Genomic DNA, 16,396 nt, shown 5'->3' on the forward strand with positions numbered 1-16,396 from the left:
ACTCTTGCTAATACTAGTTATTAAGAAAATACGGTCTACGATAGCCAAAAATACCTTGTTGTAATAATTTTTGTGCATCATAACGGCTTTTACTACCTAATCCTTTCAAGACAATGTTAAAACCAATGCTTGAGTCAAAGGTGGCTTGTTCTAGGCCTATCGCCTGATTTAAATCAGTTTCGATTTGACGACGACCGGTAATTTGAAAGGCCCAACAGCAGGATTCATACTGCAATCCACTGAATGCCTCAATACTACGACCGCTTTCTAAATCACGGTGGTAGCTACTTACAAACTGCCATTGATCACTTAGCGGTATGCTAGTAAACAAGCCAACTTGCTCGATTGTATTGCCTGAGACATCGTTTGCATAGCGATGGTTCAATTGTATCAGCTGATTATCGTCACCTTTATAGTCTAAAGTAACATTTGATTGGATAATCTGCTTGCCATCAGTGTCATATTGTATGCCACCGGATAAATACCAACGACGGTGCCAATGTAACATGGTTTGCGCGGCAAACAAGGCATTATAGTTTGTATCGGAGTTTAACCCTTGCGATGTTGGCTTAGCTGAATCGCTCAGGTAGAAGATTTGTCCTGCACTGAAATTAAACAATTCCTCGCTTTTATTATTAAATAACCGGGTTGTTGCACCGAGTGTAAATTGGTTCGCTGCAGCAATACGGTCAACGCTTGAAAAGCGGCTATCGCGAAACAGACCAAAAAAGTCATCTTGTAGCTTAGTTGTATCGTATAAGCCAATATCTGATTGATCTTTATTTGGTGTGTATAAATATTGTATTTGTGGTTCTAAGGTTTGAATGCCGTTATCAGTAAACGTTGTTGTGTCACGTTCAAAATTTAATTGGCTGTGTAAACGAACTTTAGGCAGCGTACGAGAGACTGACTTAGCGTAGTCAGTACCGTTTAAGTCACCTTCTTGCCTATAGTTAGTATGTAGAAGGCTAAGTTCAGACAAAAATGACCATGCATGTTCTTGATAACCAAAGCTGGCTTTAGGTTCAATGTGTAAGCGAGTAGCCTTTTCAATTACCTCAGTGTCGTTAGTAAAGTGGCTTAATTCACCATTTAAGGTTAAATCAACGGCTTTAAATTGAAATGGTGTTGTTTGTGTAAACGTAATTTGCGGCAGTGCTGCGTAAGATTCTACGTGATCACCAAGCACTTCAAAGTTTTGTACTTGAATATCTGTTCGCCACAGTTCTCCTAAATAAGATAAAGAACCGGTGCGATATAGTTGTGTGTCGGTACTTGCAGCATAGCCTGAATTTAAATCAGTTAAGTAGTTATCATCGCTGACATTTGTAATGTCGATATTTGCGCGCCAATTTTCACCGAAATAGCTTTGTTGTTGCCAGTGAAATAGGAAACGATCGTTTAGTTCAGGTTCAGACTCATCTTTATTTAAATACTCTAGACCAAGTAATCCTTGGCTCGTTTCGCTTAAATATCTAAATTCAGCCTGCAGTTGTAAGCCTTTATTAGACATATAACGAGGTGTGATGGTGGCATCGTAGTTTGGGGCAATATTCCAGTAGTATGGCGTGACTGTTTCAATACCATAACGATCAGAACTCGAAATGTTTGGTGTTAATAACCCTGACTTTCTGCGCTCATCAATAGGGAAGGTAAAATAGGGCAAGTACAACACAGGGGTATCCATAATACGCAATACCATGTCATGTGTTTCTCCCCAGCCTTCTTCACGAGAAAGAGCAATTTCCTCAGCTTGAATTGCCCACAATGGCGTTTCGCCTGGGCAGGTAGTAAAGCTTGCGTTCAGCAGGTTTAAGCCAGACTTGTTAACAGTGAGTTTTTCAGCACCGCCATGGCCTTGTTGGTCAGTAAGTTTGTAATCAGCACCCAATAAACTAATTTGAGAGTTATTTAAATCAGCATTTAAACCTGAGCTTTTTACTTCACTAATTGGATCGCGATAAGTAATTGGGCCTGTAGCATTAAGGAGCCCGCGCTGTTTATCAATAAGTGCACTTTGTGCGGACAAACTCATAGTAAGGGTGTTAATATCAACGTTACCGGTAAATTCTGCGCTTTGAGTACCAAGCAATTCAATATCATCTGATTTGATATCGACCATGCCAAAGTCAAGGCCAGCAAGCGGTTGCCAAGCTCTGGTTTGCATTGAATTGCCACAAAGATTGTGTGCCAGTTCAGTTTCGGCAAGCGATGGTGCGCTGATCACACTTAGCATCATTATGCCCCAGGTTTTGCTCATTTATTAACCTTAATATGGTGTCGTTGAATATAGACCTCACATAATAAAGGAAAACAATGGCAAATACAGTAATTGACTTAGTGAAAAATAGATATCTTGTAAAATGAACCGTTATAAAAGTTTACAGCAGTTTTTAAATCCCCACTTTAGTGATGAAGAATACCAGTTAGCTGCGATCACGGGGGATGCGAGTTTTCGCCGTTATTTCCGTTTAAATCGCGGTCAAGATAGTTACATTGTTATGGACTCTGATCCAACTAAACTCGATAACACCCCCTATATTGAACTTAATAAAGTTTTTTCCGAGCATGGCTTCAAACTACCAAAAATATTACATGCCGATGAAAAACAAGGATTCTTCTTATTAAGTGATCTAGGCAATATACACCTCGCTGATATGCTAGAGGACAAAGAACGGACTAGCCACTATAAGCACCTCATAAAACTCAGTGCACAATGGGCTAAAATGCCGCCTGTAGCATACATGAAAGATTTTGACCGTGAATTTTTAGAGCTTGAACTCGGTATTTTCTTGCAGTGGCTAGTGGAAGGATTTTTAGGGCTGACAGTGACACCCGCAATTGATGCCCTGTGGAAACGCAGCGCGGAATTGCTTATTGAAAATGTACTTGCCCAGCCAAGTGTTACAGTACATCGAGATTTTCATAGTCGTAACATTATGCGGAGTAACCAGCAATGGGCGATTATTGATTACCAAGACGCGGTTCAAGGCCCTGTGTGTTATGACCTTGTTTCATTATTGCGCGATTGCTATTTTAAACTGCCCCATGATGAGCTCGAATATTTACTTGAGCACGCCTATAAAGAGTTTAAGGAGCAAGGTCTGATCGGTGTTAACGTAAGTTTTGCACAATTTAAGCAGTGGTTTGATTTGACCGGTATTCAACGGCATTTAAAAGCCGCAGGTATCTTTTGTCGTTTAAATTTACGTGATGGCAAGCTGGGCTATATGGAAAACGTACTTCCGACATTACGCTATATTGCGGATGTGGCACAAGAACATAAAACGCTGCAACCATTAGGGTTATGGATTGCCAATACCATCATTCCTGCTACGCGTGTCGCGATAAAAGAAAAATTAGGTAATTAATAAATGAAAGCGATGATTTTAGCCGCGGGGCGTGGTCAAAGAATGATGCCACTGACAGCGAAATTGCCCAAGCCGATGTTACAGGTCGCAGGTATGCCGCTTATAGAACACCATATCGAGCGTCTGAAAAGCGCGGGAATTACAGAAATTGTAATTAATCTTGCATGGCAAGGTGATAAAATTAGTGATTACTTTGGTGACGGCAGCGCATTTGATGTAAAAATTATTTACAGCCACGAGCCTGAAGGGGGGCTTGAAACTGCCGGCGGGATCATCCATGCATTACCTTTGCTTGGTGATGACTTTATCGTTATTAACGGGGATATATTTACCGATTACGATATAAGCTCATTAGCGCAATTACATTTAGATATTGGTGAAGGGCATATCGTACTTGTTGAAAACCCTGCGCATAACCCTGATGGGGATTTTACTTTGCGTCACTTGGGCCCTGAAAGTCAAAAGTATACTTTTTCGGGTATTAGTCGGTTTCAGCGTCATTTTTTTGATGGTTTACAAGGCGGCGTATTGCCTTTAGGGCCATTATTACGCATGCGTTTGAACGAATGTGATGTATCGACACAGTTGTACATTGGTATGTGGAATGATGTCGGTACCCCGCAACGGTTAGCACAATTAAATGAACATGTAAGAGGAGCACCTCATGTGGGGTAAAATTTTAGGTGCCTGTTTTGGTTTTATGTTTGGGCGTATTGTTGGATTGTTTATAGGCCTATATTTAGGGCATATGTTTGATAAAAGCCTCAAGAAAAATTTTGATAAAGCGGGTGGCTTTTCAAACTTATTTAAAGGTGATGATGATATAAATCAACGCCAAGCATTGTTCTTTTCAAGCTGTTTTGCTGTTATGGGGCATATAGCGAAATCAAATGGGAGAGTCAGTGAAACTCATATTCGTGCTGCCAGCCTATTTATGGATGAGATGGGTTTAAAAGGCGATGATCGCAAAGAAGCACAAGGTGCATTTAAAGCAGGTAAAGAAGCTGACTTTTCATTAAAAGAAACGGTTTATGATTTTAAAGAGCGCTTTGCTCGTCGTCATGATTTACTGCAGCTTTTTTTAGAAATTCAAATCCAAATGGCATTTTCTGACGGTGTGCTTGCCGCTCAAGAAAAAGAGCTATTACAAGAAGTCAGCAAGCATTTGGGTATTTCAAAAACACATTTTGCGTTTGTACTTAAGCGGTATCAGGCTGAGTTTTCATTCCGCCAGCAGCAACAGCGCTATCAACAACAGCAAAATCGTCAGCAAGGTCAAAGCAGTAGCTATCGAGAAGGCTCAGGTCATCATGTTCCACCCAATAATGGCATGAGCCGCACTCAAGCCTTGGCGTTGTTGGGTTTAAATAATGAAGCGAGTGAGCGTGATGTAAAAGTAGCGTATCGTAAATTAATGGCGCAACATCACCCTGATAAATTAGTATCTCAAGGCTTACCTAAGCATATGATGGAACTGGCTGTGAAAAAAAGCCAAGATATTCAATCGGCTTATGAGTACTTAAAAAAGGCGGCGTAAAAAACCGTCCACCTCTTTGGTTAATCGCTCATGTTGCTCCGGCGCTGAGCGTAAACCAAATAACTCACGTTGGCGGTAATCATATTTACTATGACGTTTTACCCAACGCTTTCTTTGGGCAATGCTTAACAGCAAGTTGGAATTATCAACGCTGTAATAAACATCCAGCAGTGGTGGGCTAATCGTTGATATTGTTGCATTGAGCTTTTTATTTCGCTCAGTGTTTGGCAAGTAGCTGCTAAGGCTAATAAATGCATCAATATTTGTGCTTGGAAAGCTTGCATAATGCTCTAATAAAACCCCAGCACTGGCACCTTGAGCCACTACGACTATTTTCCCATCTTCATTTAAAGCACTTTCATACAAGGCGTTAAATCGCGTAATAAGGTTAAGCTTATAGTTATCTATAATCGCGTTGCTGATCATAGGAATTGCATCTACATGCTTGGGTGAAGCTATTGGTGCAGGGGCTTGTTCTAGCGCATCATTTGCAGGAGTATTAGTTGGTGCTTCGGTATTTTCTTGGGGATCGGGTGTTGTGGTTTCTGTTTCGTTGATGGCGCTATCGTTGACGGTGCTATCGTTGGCGTACCAATCTATATCAGGGACTGTCATTGCAATAGTTGCGTAGCCTAAATCATTTAGCTCAGTACGCAAAAAATTAACACCGTCATTATTCGTTGGTAAATGCTGCCAATCAGGAATAATTAAAACCACACCACGTTGTTGAGCACTCATATGTTGACGGTATAACGTTGTAAACTCTGTTTCGCCAGCGAGTAGGGGTTTTACTTCATCATCTGGCATTAAGCGTGCTAAATCACTGCTAGCAATAGTTGACCATGGTGTTGGCGCAATGAAATCAGCCGCAAGGAGGGGCGCTGCCAACATTAAACAGCCGACAAAGCTGATTAATTGATGGTTTTTTAATTTTTTGCCAATAATCATAGTAACCACGTGCAATGAATCAATATATGGTTATCGGCTTTAATTGTAAAAAGTTTAGCGCAATTTCTATCATGCAAACGATGCAATTAAAAATCAGGTTCAGCTTCAAAGATCATAGTTTGTTCAGTGATAGGGTGGGTGAGTTGTAACATTTGCGCATGTAACTGCAAGCGTGGTGCTGCACTTAAGGCATCAGGGTGAGCGTACAACCTATCACCTAAAATAGGGTGACCCAACGATAGCATATGGACGCGTAATTGATGAGAGCGACCTGTAATTGGCGTTAACTCTACGCGCGTTGCGTGTGCTTCATATTCCAGTACGTTGTAATGCGTCAAGGAAGGCTTACCATTATCATGATCAACCATTTGTTTTGGGCGGTTAGGCCAGTCACAAATAAGGGGTAAATCTACAGATCCAGTTTCAGGTTTAAGCTTGCCGTACACACGAGCAATATAGCGCTTAGCTGTTTGACGTTCTTGAAATTGCATACTTACATGGCGATGAGCGGCTTTATTCATCGCTAAACAAATAATCCCAGAGGTTGCCATATCCAAACGATGAACAATTTTAGCGGTGGGGAATACACGATTAACACGGGCAATTAAACAGTCTGCGTGTTTAGGATCTTTGCCGGGCACTGTTAATAGCTCACTGGGCTTATTTACAATCAGTAAATCATCATCTTGATATACGATGGTTAAATACGGATCGAGCGGGGGGTTGTAATTAAGTAACACGATAGACCTCAGCGATTCACAAGCGTTGCATTTTAGTGTAGTCGTCCTTATTTCACAATCACTAGGCTTGATTCCTTTTCAAGTAAGCGTTTATGTTGGCTACAATATTTGTTTGAAGGTTAAAAAAGCGTGGTATAAATTAATACACCGCGCTTTTCTAAAGCTTATAACTTAAAACTTCGAGCTAAAGCTATGATCAGTGAGAAACCACGATTAAGCGAATAGCATCAAGTTTTAACTGCGCTTTTTCAATATGCGTGGTTAGTTCAGTGCGTTGCTTGTCGTAAAAAGTCAGCTCTTCTTCACGAATGTTTGGATTAATTTGTTTCAGCGCAGCTAAGCGAGCTTGCTCTTCAGCGAGTGAATGTTGCATTTTCTCAAGGGCAGCGGCACGGATCACTTCAAGTTTTGTTTGCGCCATTGCTTGCGCGGTTTTGATCATTGGATGAATTGCGCTTTGTAATGCTCCGGCTAATTTACTTGCTGTTTGACGGCCAACAGCAGAGAGCTGCTGATTAAATCCATCAAACCCAACATTTTCACCTAAATTATTACTCGCTTTATCAAGCAAAATACGAATCGGTGTTGGTGGTAAAAAACGACCTACTTGTAGAGCTTTTGGTGCCATCGCTTCGCCTAAGAAAATTAGCTCAACAAAGAAAGTTCCCGGTGGTAACTTTTTGTTTTTAAGAAGCGCAACAGAGGCGGTGCCAAAGTCATCATCACAAATCATGTCTAAGGTGCCTTGCACCATAGGGTGATCCCAACTGATAAAGTGAACATCTTCTTGTGATAACGCGGTATCACGGTCGAATGTTACGGTTATACCGTCATCTTTTAAGCTTGGGAACGATGGGTTTAGCATGTGTTCTGTTGGCTTTAGGATTATGGTATTTTCACCTTTATCTTCTTGGCTGACGCCAAAGGTATCAAATACATTGATCATATAACTTGGCAATTCAAACTGGTTATCAAGCTTTTCAATATCAGCTACTAATGAATCAGCGGCACCTTGACCTGATGAATGTAGCTCAAGTAAACGGTCACGGCCGCTTTCCATTTGCTTACGCAATTTAGCATTTTGGTTGGCAACTTGCTCAAGTAATGGATCAAGTTCATCTTCATCGCAGTTGTGCGCTGAAATAAATTCAAGCAGATCTTCACTAAATTCTTTATAGAGCATTTGACCTGTGGTTGACGTGGTCTCAAAGGCATCTAGGCCTTCGTTATACCAGCGCAGTAGCACTTCTTGTGCAGTGTTTTCAAAATACGGCACATGGATATTGACGTCTTGCGTTTGACCAATACGGTCTAAACGGCCAATGCGTTGTTCTAATAAATCAGGGTTTAGCGGTAAATCAAATAAGACTAAATGATGTGAAAATTGGAAGTTACGACCTTCAGAGCCAATTTCAGAGCATAACAATATTTGTGCGTTGTCGTACTCGTCAGCAAAAAATGCAGCAGCGCGGTCGCGTTCAATAATCGACATACCTTCATGGAATACTGAGGCTTTAATCGCTTCACGTTCACGCAATATTTGCTCTAAGCTAATCGCCGTTTCTGCTTTAGCACAAATCAGTAATACTTTTTCGTGTTTGAGAGTTTTAAGGGTGTTGATCAGCCAATCTACGCGAGGATCAAACATCCCCCAGCTTGCGCTTTCGCCTTCAAACTCTTGAAATATTTTTTCAGGAAAGAGTGCGCGTTGTGCACTTAACTGAGCATTTTGAATGCCGCTCATATTGCCAAGTACAGACATTGCTGTTTTATATTGTTTTGGTATTTCCATTGGGTAAGCATGGAGCTTACGACTAGGGTAACCATCAATGCCACTGCGACTATTTCTAAATAAGATACGGCCTGTGCCGTGGCGATCTAATAGCATGGCTAAAATTTCTTTACGAGCCGCTTCATCACCACTTTGTGCTTGTTCAAGGATACCTGTGATATCGGTTTCTTTTAACAGCTCAATCAATGTGGCTTTGGCGCTATCATCAAGCGCTTTGTCTTGAAGTAATTGATTGGCTGCCTCTGCAATGTGCTTGTAATTACTTTCTTCTTCTACAAAGGCATCGTAATCATAAAAACGATCAGGGTCGAGTAACTGTAAACGCGCAAAATGGCTACGGTGACCTAATTGATCAGGAGTTGCGGTTAATAATATTAACCCAGGAATGTCTTGGCTTAATTCAGCGATACGTTGATATTCAGTACTTTGCTTGCCATTGGCAATACTTAAATGATGCGCTTCATCAACAATAAGTAAATCCCAATCTGCCATGGTTGCTTGTTCAAACCAGCGTTTTTTCTTGGTTATAAATTCAAGGCTGGTAAGCACTAATTGTTCGGTATCAAATACATTGGGTGAATCAGCAAATGCTTCGTCGCAACGTTCTTCATCAAAAATAGAGAAGTGTAAGTTAAAGCGGCGCAACATTTCGACTAACCATTGATGCTGTAAATTTTCAGGTACTATGATTAATACACGGCTGGCACGGCCACTGATGATTTGTTGATGTAAAATCATACCTGCTTCAATAGTTTTACCAAGGCCCACTTCGTCAGACAATAATACGCGTGGTGCAAATCGTTTGCCGACTTCTTGAGCAATGTAAAGCTGATGCGGTATTAAGCTTGCTCTTTGGCCAATAAGTCCTTTAATGGGGGATTGTTGGCGTTCAAATTGATGTTGCCAGGTTTGGTAGCGCAATGTGTAACGATCAAAACGGTCAACTTGGCCGGCAAATAGGCGGTCTTGTGGTTTATTAAATTTTATAAAGTGATCTAAAAAAGTTTCTTTTAATTGTGCTTTTTCACCGTTATCGACACGAGTGCCATGATAACAAAGTAGATCACCGATAGGTTCAATTGACTCGACTTCAAGTTCCCATTCTTCAACGCTTTTGATCACATCACCAGAATTAAATGCCACGCGAGTAACCGGTGCTTCTTGCATTGAATAAACACGGTTTTCGCCACTGGCTGGGAATAAAATGCTGACCTGTCGGCCTTCAAGGGCAACGACCGTGCCTAATCCTAAATCTGACTCTGTATCACTGATCCAACGCTGACCTAAGGAAAAATTCATGTATGTCTCGTCTATGAAGAAAAAGGCGGCTATGTTACCTGTAACCTAACACCACTGCAAGGCGCTAACTAGCTCACTTTTAATTAATTTAGTAACTGCGCATTATTCCTATTAACGCACATGTTTAATTGACTAATTTCAAACTAAAAAAGCTTTGTCATAAAAGGGTCTTTTATGACAACTAAGCTAAACTTACAATATACCTTAGCAATTAAGTGTTATGAGCTTAGCGTTAACTCGTTTTACTTAGTTAGTTGGGTATAGCATAAAAATCATAAAACGTAAGGAAAGTGCTATGGAAAAAGCTTCGAACCTTGATAGTAAAATGTATGTGCTAGATACCAATGTATTGCTTCACGAACCCCTCGCGTATTTATCATTCCAAGAACACGACGTCGTTATTCCAATGACCGTTCTAGAAGAACTGGATCATATTAAAGACCGTAAGCATGATGTTAGCCGCGATGCACGTGTGGCCATTCGCGGTTTAGATGAAGTACTCAAAGACGCCACGCCAGAGCAAATGCTCAAAGGCGTTGCGTTACCTAGTAATAAAAAGGCTAAAGCGTCATCTGCAGGCACATTAATCATTGTTAACGACCATTTATTTGCAGATTCGATCTCTGGTTTACCGGGAAATGAAAATGACCATCGTATTATTAATTGTGCCGTGCATTTACAAAAGCAGCACCCACATGTCAAAGTTGTATTGGTTACTAAAGATATCAATATGCGCTTGAAAGCCAAGGGGGCAGGGCTTAAATACGTTGAAGATTACCGCACCGACCAACTCATTGATGATATTGCACTCTTAAGCAGTGGCTATCAAAAAATCACCGGTGATTTTTGGCAACATGTTGGCGAGTGTGAAACGCAGCAACATGGTAGAGATACTTTTCATAAAGTAGCAAAAAGCCTCATTCCAGGTGTGTTTTGTAATGAGTATTTATTTGATGACAACGGCCATTTTGCAGCGCGAGTTAAATCGTATGATGATCAACACATAATGCTCAAAGATATTGGTGTTGAACGTTTGATGCATCAATCTGCGTGGGGTGTTAAACCAAAAAACATTTACCAAGGTATGGCCCTTGATGCGTTGCTAGACCCTAATATTGAGTTAGTCATTTTAACTGGCCCAGCAGGATGCGGTAAAACCTTATTAGCACTGGCCAGCGCTCTTGAAATGATTATTGAAAAAGGTATTTACGATAAAGTAATCGTTACTCGCAACACCCCTGAAATCGCAGAATCAATTGGCTTTTTACCAGGTACAGAAGAGGAGAAAATGGCGCCATGGTTAGCTGCAATTACAGATACGTTAGAAGTGCTCCATAAGGGGGATGAAAACCCAATATCAAGTCGTAATTACATTATGGAAAAAGCGAATGTACAGTTTAAATCAGTTAACTTTATGCGTGGTCGTAGCATCCAAAATGCAGTGGTAATTTTAGATGAAAGTCAAAACCTGACTGCGTCACAGCTAAAGACGATTATCACCCGTTGTGGTGAAGGGACAAAGTTAATTTGTTCAGGCAATCTGGCACAAATAGATAGTAACTACTTAACCCCTGTCACATCGGGTTTAACGTACATTGTTGAACGCTTTAAAGACTTTGAAGGCAGTGCTACCGTGAACCTCAATGGTGTTGTTCGAAGTCGCTTAGCTTCATTTGCGGAAGAAAATTTATAACTTGCGCGAATGTACTTGGCTCGATAATCTAAACTCTGATTATTGGGTCAAGAAATAGGCAGTCTGTTGGACTTTTTACCATTAAAACACTATTACCGCTCATTAGCCGTTGCGCTTATAGTGCCACTGCTAGTGGCTTTTTTACTCTGCTTACATTTATATTCTATTAAATTAGATCGAACGGTTGCTAAACGTGAAGCAGACTTTATTACACTGGCAGCACAACTTGAATATCGCATGGAAGCTGCGGAAGACTTAGTCAGCACTTTATTTTTACAATATGAACAACCCTTATCTTATCAATTTGACGGCCAGTGGTTAGAAGACGTTAATCAATTAGAAAACTATTATTATCGCAAAATTCCCTCTGGTGGAGGGGAGATTGTAGGCCAAGAACAATTTTCCTCAACACCTAATGCGCTCGCAAAATGGCAGCATGTAATTGCGCTAGGGCCTGCTTTTAATACAGCACTGTCATTAATTCAGTCATTGGCGGCTGTTGCTTATGTAAATGAGCAAGGTTTTGCGTATGTTAAGCGTCGGGATGACGATAGCAGTATCTTATTAACACAGATACTTGATGGTGGTTTGCGTCCTGATTTTAGAGAAAACATGCTTTCCTCAAGCCGTATTATTAAGCTTGATGATAAAAAGTATTTTGCGATAGGTAAGCAGCGAGAGCAAGGTAGTCAAGACTATATAATTTTAATCTATGATCTGGGGGCTGTTTCTGATTGGTTAAGAAAAATATCATCAAAAAACGGTGAGTATATATTTTTAACTGAGGCGAATACGGTTATTGCCAGCTCTGTGACTGAGATTGGAAATGTCTCTGAGCTTGATCAGTATTGGTCATCTTCAAGACCGGTAAAACCAATGCAAGGAGAGTGGGACAGTCGTGATAATTTAGTTGTTTTTCAAGATAAAAAACGGCAACCCGTTTATGCCGCATATTTTGAATCTCATTACCAGTTGGTGCCGCCTATTCGCTATGAGGTCATTATAGAGTTTGTTTTTTTAAGTGTTTTTTTAGTGATGATGTTCAGTGTGGTGTTTTGGCTAAGTCGTCGTATTTTTGTTAAGCCAATGACGTATTTAATGGCTTTCCTTGAGCAAAATGATGAGCGCTATAGTGACAATTTAGATTATCGTATACCCATAAATTGGCAGCCTTGGTTTAGCAGAATAAAACGAGTGCTTAATGAAAATCAGCAATTAGTAGAATCCTTACAGCTAGCAAATACTGAACTAGATGCTCAAGTAAAAATAAAAACGAGAGAGTTGGCACGTAGTTATGAAGCAAAAGAACGCCATTTAGCATTACTTAATACTATGCTAAATAGCGTACCTGACTTAATTTACTTTAAAAATATCGACGGTTCATTTTTAGGGTGTAATCGTGCATATGAAAAATACATAGGCATTGAGCAAGGTCAGCTAGTGGGCCAGCAGCTTTGTGATATCAGCGATGATAGTCATCATATTAATGAGCTAGAGCAGCATGTTTTAAAAACGAGAAGTAAAGCAGAACAACGAATAGAAACACCGCAGCAAACGTTTCAATTAACAATTGCGCCTTTTTATAATGATCAAAACCATTTATTGGGGACCATGGGTATTGGCCGTGATATTACAGCGCAGCAACAGGCTTTATTAGCATTAAGGGCTTCTGAATCAAAGTTTAGAAGCGCTATTGAATATGCTGCAAACGGTGTTATTTTGCTGTCACTTGAGCATACCGTATTACAATTGAATAAAACTGCCCGTAAGCTTTTTAAGATTGAGCAAGCTGAGGAGGCAATGCCTTTAGCTGATTTATTTGGGGCAGGCCAATGGCAGGAAATTGAGTCACTGCTTGCATTATTATTGAGTGAAAAAAAGAAGGTTTACCATCTTACTCTTGCGCAACAAGAGCTGCAAAGCTGGTGGCAACTCAGTGTGTCGTTAGTGTGGGATGCTCAGCAAGCTCCTTATTATTATGTTATTCATATTCAAGATATTAGCGCTTTGACACAAGCCAAACAGGATGCTGAGCGGGCAACCGAAGCTAAAAGTCGCTTTATCGCTAATTTGAGCCATGAAATACGTACGCCTCTAAACGCAGTTACTGGGTTGATTGACATGATCACTCAGCAGGGGATCACAAACCAACAACAGCAATATGCAGTGCAAGCAAAAAATTCAGCACAAAGCTTATTAACGATGTTAAATCGAATGCTCGATTTTGCTCGTGTAGAAAATAGCTCAGTCCGCCTAGAAATGGTCACGTTTGATCTCGTAACATTAATTGATAGCTGCGAAAGCTTATTGACCGGGCTATGCCAGCAAAAAGGATTGACATTTAAGATCGAGGTTGACCCAGATATATCAGCGCAATTGATTGGTGATTATATTCGTTTAGAGCAAGTTCTGGGTAATCTGCTGACAAATGCAGTTAAATTTACAGAGCAAGGATGCGTCACTCTCAAGTTGCAAAGTAGAGAGACTGGCTCTGCACTACAGCGTATTTGCTTTAGGGTGATTGACACCGGAATAGGTATTGGTAAAGCTGACCAAAGTCGGTTATTTGACGCATTTACCCAAGGTGATGAATCACTGACACGTACCCACCAAGGTGTAGGCTTAGGGTTAGCCATCGTAAAGCACGAAATTGCATTAATGGGTTCTGAAATTGCGCTAAAAAGTGCAAAAGGAGTGGGGAGCGAGTTTTATTTCAGCATTGCATTCAATGCTCCTGATACAGAGGTGCCAACTCTGTGGCGTAACACCTTAGTTGTTTACGAACAGGCTGAAACGAATTTATCGAATGCGCTTGCACCAATGACAGACTTACATTTTAGCCGTATCGCGGACGTAGGTAAAAATGTAATGCTCACTGATTACCAGAAAGTTATAATCAGCGATGTTGACGTATCAACGTTACTGAGCTGCGAATACCAAAAAGCTGCAATAATCACACATAATATCCCCCTTTACGTTATTCAAACTAGCCAAACGATAACGCTGCCCTCTATTGCTAATATTCCTATTTACATTATTAAAAGTAGTGCATTAGTACAGCGTCTTATGCAACCAGTGGCATTATTTAGTAATGCCGGAATAAAAGCGCCGATACAAGCTCCCCCCCTAAATATTAAAGGGATGTTAGTGCTTGTGATTGATGATAATCAGCTTAATATCGATATTATTAGTAATGTTTTAACTCAAGCTAATATTAATGTACTTACGGCGACAAGTGCTTTGTTAGGCTTGGAGTTAGTCAAGAAAATAATGCCAGATCTCATTCTAATGGATATACAAATGCCAGAAATGGATGGCTTACAGGCAGCGCAATTGCTGCGTAAGCAATATGATCAACAGCAGTTGCCGATTTTTGCGCTAACGGCCCATTGTGAACAAGCAGACGAGGATCGTTCATTAGCTGCAGGAATGAACAAACACCTAACAAAGCCCGTTATAGCCCCTACTTTATTGCAAGCAATTAATGATCTTGAAATTGAAATCCCCAATTTTTATGATGAACCTTTTGCATTGGAACAATTCTCCGGTGATAGTGATTTATTACTGGTTATGCTGGGGAAGTTTGCTAAATTATGTAATGACCACCTAAATAAATTAATAACATATAATCAACCAAGAGAACTGGAACGGTTAGTGCATAGCATTAAAGGCGTATCAGGAAACCTAGGATTTTGCAGGCTCTCAGAGTTGGCTAAGCAACTAGAGTATAAGTTACGAGCCTTGAAAGAAGCCGATCCATTATTACAGGATCAACTTATACAGGAGTTAAAACAAGCCATGGCTTATATCCAGATACAAGGACTAGCAGATGTTAAAAAGAGCTAAAATACTTATTGTTGATGATGATCCTCTAAATCGATTGGTATTGGAGAAAACACTTGCAAGTGAGCATGATACTTTCTTGGTTGAAAATGGTGAAAAAGCACTCACTTTTTTAAAATCGACAGCGGTTGATTTAATTATACTTGATATAGTGATGCCTGGTATTAGTGGCTATGAGGTATTAATTCAGTTAAAAGAAAATCCATCAACTCAAGCTCTCCCCGTTATTTTTATTTCGGCCAATACAAGTCATGATGATGAAGCTAAAGGGTTTGAACTAGGTGCTATGGATTATATTGCAAAACCTTTTAGCCCTACAATTGTAAAAGCTCGTATCAGAAACCAATTACTTATAAAACAGAAAAATGACTTACTTGAAATGCTAGCATCCATTGATGGTTTGACGGAAATCCCCAATAGACGTTATTTGGATGAAAGCTTATCTCGGGAGTGGCGACGAAGCCGCCGAGCTGGAACCCCATTATCAGTTTTACTTATGGATATAGATCACTTTAAACGTTACAACGATTGTTATGGCCACCGTGCTGGAGATGACTGCTTGAAACGTATTGCGCATGCATTAGTGGGCGAATGTGAGCGTGCAAGTGATTTTGTTGCGCGTTATGGGGGAGAAGAGTTTGCTGCAGTGTTACCCGATATGGGAAAAAATGAAGCGTTGCAGTTTGCAAATAAGTTAAGAAATGCGGTGAAAAAATTAAATATACCGCATAAGGCATCATTAAATGCTGATCATATAACAATAAGTATTGGTGTTGCGACAACAGAGTGCGGCCAAGTATATGGCGAACATACACTGTTAGAAGAGGCTGATTTAGGGTTATATCAAGCGAAAGATGCTGGTCGAGATATCATTGTTGCGCGTGTCATTCGAACGCAATAATAAAAGAGCCAGTTAGGTTTTTTAAAAGCTTCCAATGTTGTAGTTAGTTAAAATAAAATCATGGGTAGATTGTTATCTACCCAGCGCAATATACCCAAAGCACCTCAAGATGCAGAATTCAGCGTTTCACAAGTGCCTGTGAACCGCTCAATGGGTTAGTTTAAAAGCGATTTATACTGCGTTACTTTTATAAGGGGTTGATTTTAAAAATAGAACCACTATTACTTGCAACTAATGTCTTGTCTAAATCGCTTTTAATTCCAACGACCCTC

General features: G+C 40.3%; 10 protein-coding genes. 6 read left to right on the forward strand and 4 right to left on the reverse strand.

Going from position 1 to position 16,396, the window contains the following annotated elements; translation table 11 throughout:
• Window positions 1-13 precede the first annotated feature (13 nt).
• Window positions 14-2,260: an LPS assembly protein LptD gene (lptD, locus tag HH219_RS04180; RefSeq protein ID WP_169326724.1), complete on the reverse strand. Its 2,247-nt coding sequence runs from the start codon at window positions 2,258-2,260 to the stop codon at window positions 14-16.
• Between the two features lie 103 nt (window positions 2,261-2,363).
• On the opposite strand from lptD, the gene HH219_RS04185 reads away from it, so the two are divergent.
• From HH219_RS04185 to djlA, 3 genes are read left to right on the forward strand one after another with little or no spacing between them, the layout of a single operon-like run.
• The gene (locus tag HH219_RS04185; RefSeq protein ID WP_169326725.1) at window positions 2,364-3,371 is read left to right on the forward strand and encodes a phosphotransferase; all 1,008 of its coding nucleotides are present in this window, start codon (window positions 2,364-2,366) and stop codon (window positions 3,369-3,371) included.
• Between the two features lie 3 nt (window positions 3,372-3,374).
• On the forward strand, window positions 3,375-4,046 hold the full coding sequence (gene murU / locus HH219_RS04190; RefSeq protein ID WP_054203110.1) for an N-acetylmuramate alpha-1-phosphate uridylyltransferase MurU: 672 nt from the start codon (window positions 3,375-3,377) through the stop codon (window positions 4,044-4,046).
• On the forward strand, window positions 4,036-4,908 hold the full coding sequence (djlA, locus tag HH219_RS04195) for a co-chaperone DjlA (protein ID WP_054203111.1): 873 nt from the start codon (window positions 4,036-4,038) through the stop codon (window positions 4,906-4,908). The genes murU and djlA overlap by 11 nt, the downstream gene beginning before the upstream one ends.
• Here the strand turns inward: djlA and HH219_RS04200 are convergent.
• The 3 genes from HH219_RS04200 to rapA all read right to left on the reverse strand — a co-directional run bounded on the left by HH219_RS04200 (window position 4,891) and on the right by rapA (window position 9,687).
• On the reverse strand, window positions 4,891-5,799 hold the full coding sequence (locus tag HH219_RS04200; protein ID WP_249118446.1) for a DUF3530 family protein: 909 nt from the start codon (window positions 5,797-5,799) through the stop codon (window positions 4,891-4,893). The two genes, djlA and HH219_RS04200, sit on opposite strands and share 18 nt — an antisense overlap.
• Window positions 5,800-5,942: 143 nt before the next feature.
• Window positions 5,943-6,596, reverse strand: coding sequence for a bifunctional tRNA pseudouridine(32) synthase/23S rRNA pseudouridine(746) synthase RluA (gene rluA, locus HH219_RS04205; RefSeq protein ID WP_054203113.1), 654 nt, complete (start codon window positions 6,594-6,596; stop codon window positions 5,943-5,945).
• Between the two features lie 196 nt (window positions 6,597-6,792).
• On the reverse strand, window positions 6,793-9,687 hold the full coding sequence (gene rapA, locus HH219_RS04210) for an RNA polymerase-associated protein RapA (protein ID WP_169326727.1): 2,895 nt from the start codon (window positions 9,685-9,687) through the stop codon (window positions 6,793-6,795).
• A gap of 295 nt (window positions 9,688-9,982) precedes the next feature.
• On the opposite strand from rapA, the gene HH219_RS04215 reads away from it, so the two are divergent.
• The 3 genes from HH219_RS04215 (at window position 9,983) to HH219_RS04225 (ending at window position 16,124) form a co-directional block, all read left to right on the forward strand.
• Window positions 9,983-11,380, forward strand: a complete 1,398-nt coding sequence (locus HH219_RS04215; protein WP_169326728.1) for a PhoH family protein — start codon at window positions 9,983-9,985, stop codon at window positions 11,378-11,380.
• A 66-nt stretch (window positions 11,381-11,446) separates the two neighbouring features.
• Window positions 11,447-15,226, forward strand: coding sequence for a response regulator (locus tag HH219_RS04220; RefSeq protein ID WP_169326729.1), 3,780 nt, complete (start codon window positions 11,447-11,449; stop codon window positions 15,224-15,226).
• Window positions 15,210-16,124, forward strand: a complete 915-nt coding sequence (locus tag HH219_RS04225; RefSeq protein WP_054203117.1) for a diguanylate cyclase — start codon at window positions 15,210-15,212, stop codon at window positions 16,122-16,124. Before HH219_RS04220 ends, HH219_RS04225 begins: the two co-directional genes overlap by 17 nt.
• Window positions 16,125-16,396: the final 272 nt, after the last annotated feature.

Origin of the sequence: Pseudoalteromonas sp. NEC-BIFX-2020_015 (assembly GCF_012952265.1) — a bacterium.
Classification (GTDB): Bacteria; Pseudomonadota; Gammaproteobacteria; order Enterobacterales; family Alteromonadaceae; genus Pseudoalteromonas; species Pseudoalteromonas neustonica.

What these genes read in the sequence shown, in the direction of transcription:
- rapA (WP_169326727.1), bottom strand. Translation starts at nt 9,687, where the DNA reads ATGAATTTTTCCTTAGGTCAGCGTTGGATCAGTGATACAGAGTCAGAT.
- HH219_RS04215 (WP_169326728.1), top strand. Translation starts at nt 9,983, where the DNA reads ATGGAAAAAGCTTCGAACCTTGATAGTAAAATGTATGTGCTAGATACC.
- HH219_RS04185 (WP_169326725.1), top strand. Translation starts at nt 2,364, where the DNA reads ATGAACCGTTATAAAAGTTTACAGCAGTTTTTAAATCCCCACTTTAGT.
- HH219_RS04225 (WP_054203117.1), top strand. Translation starts at nt 15,210, where the DNA reads ATGTTAAAAAGAGCTAAAATACTTATTGTTGATGATGATCCTCTAAAT.
- djlA (WP_054203111.1), top strand. Translation starts at nt 4,036, where the DNA reads ATGTGGGGTAAAATTTTAGGTGCCTGTTTTGGTTTTATGTTTGGGCGT.
- HH219_RS04200 (WP_249118446.1), bottom strand. Translation starts at nt 5,799, where the DNA reads ATGTTGGCAGCGCCCCTCCTTGCGGCTGATTTCATTGCGCCAACACCA.
- murU (WP_054203110.1), top strand. Translation starts at nt 3,375, where the DNA reads ATGAAAGCGATGATTTTAGCCGCGGGGCGTGGTCAAAGAATGATGCCA.
- lptD (WP_169326724.1), bottom strand. Translation starts at nt 2,260, where the DNA reads ATGAGCAAAACCTGGGGCATAATGATGCTAAGTGTGATCAGCGCACCA.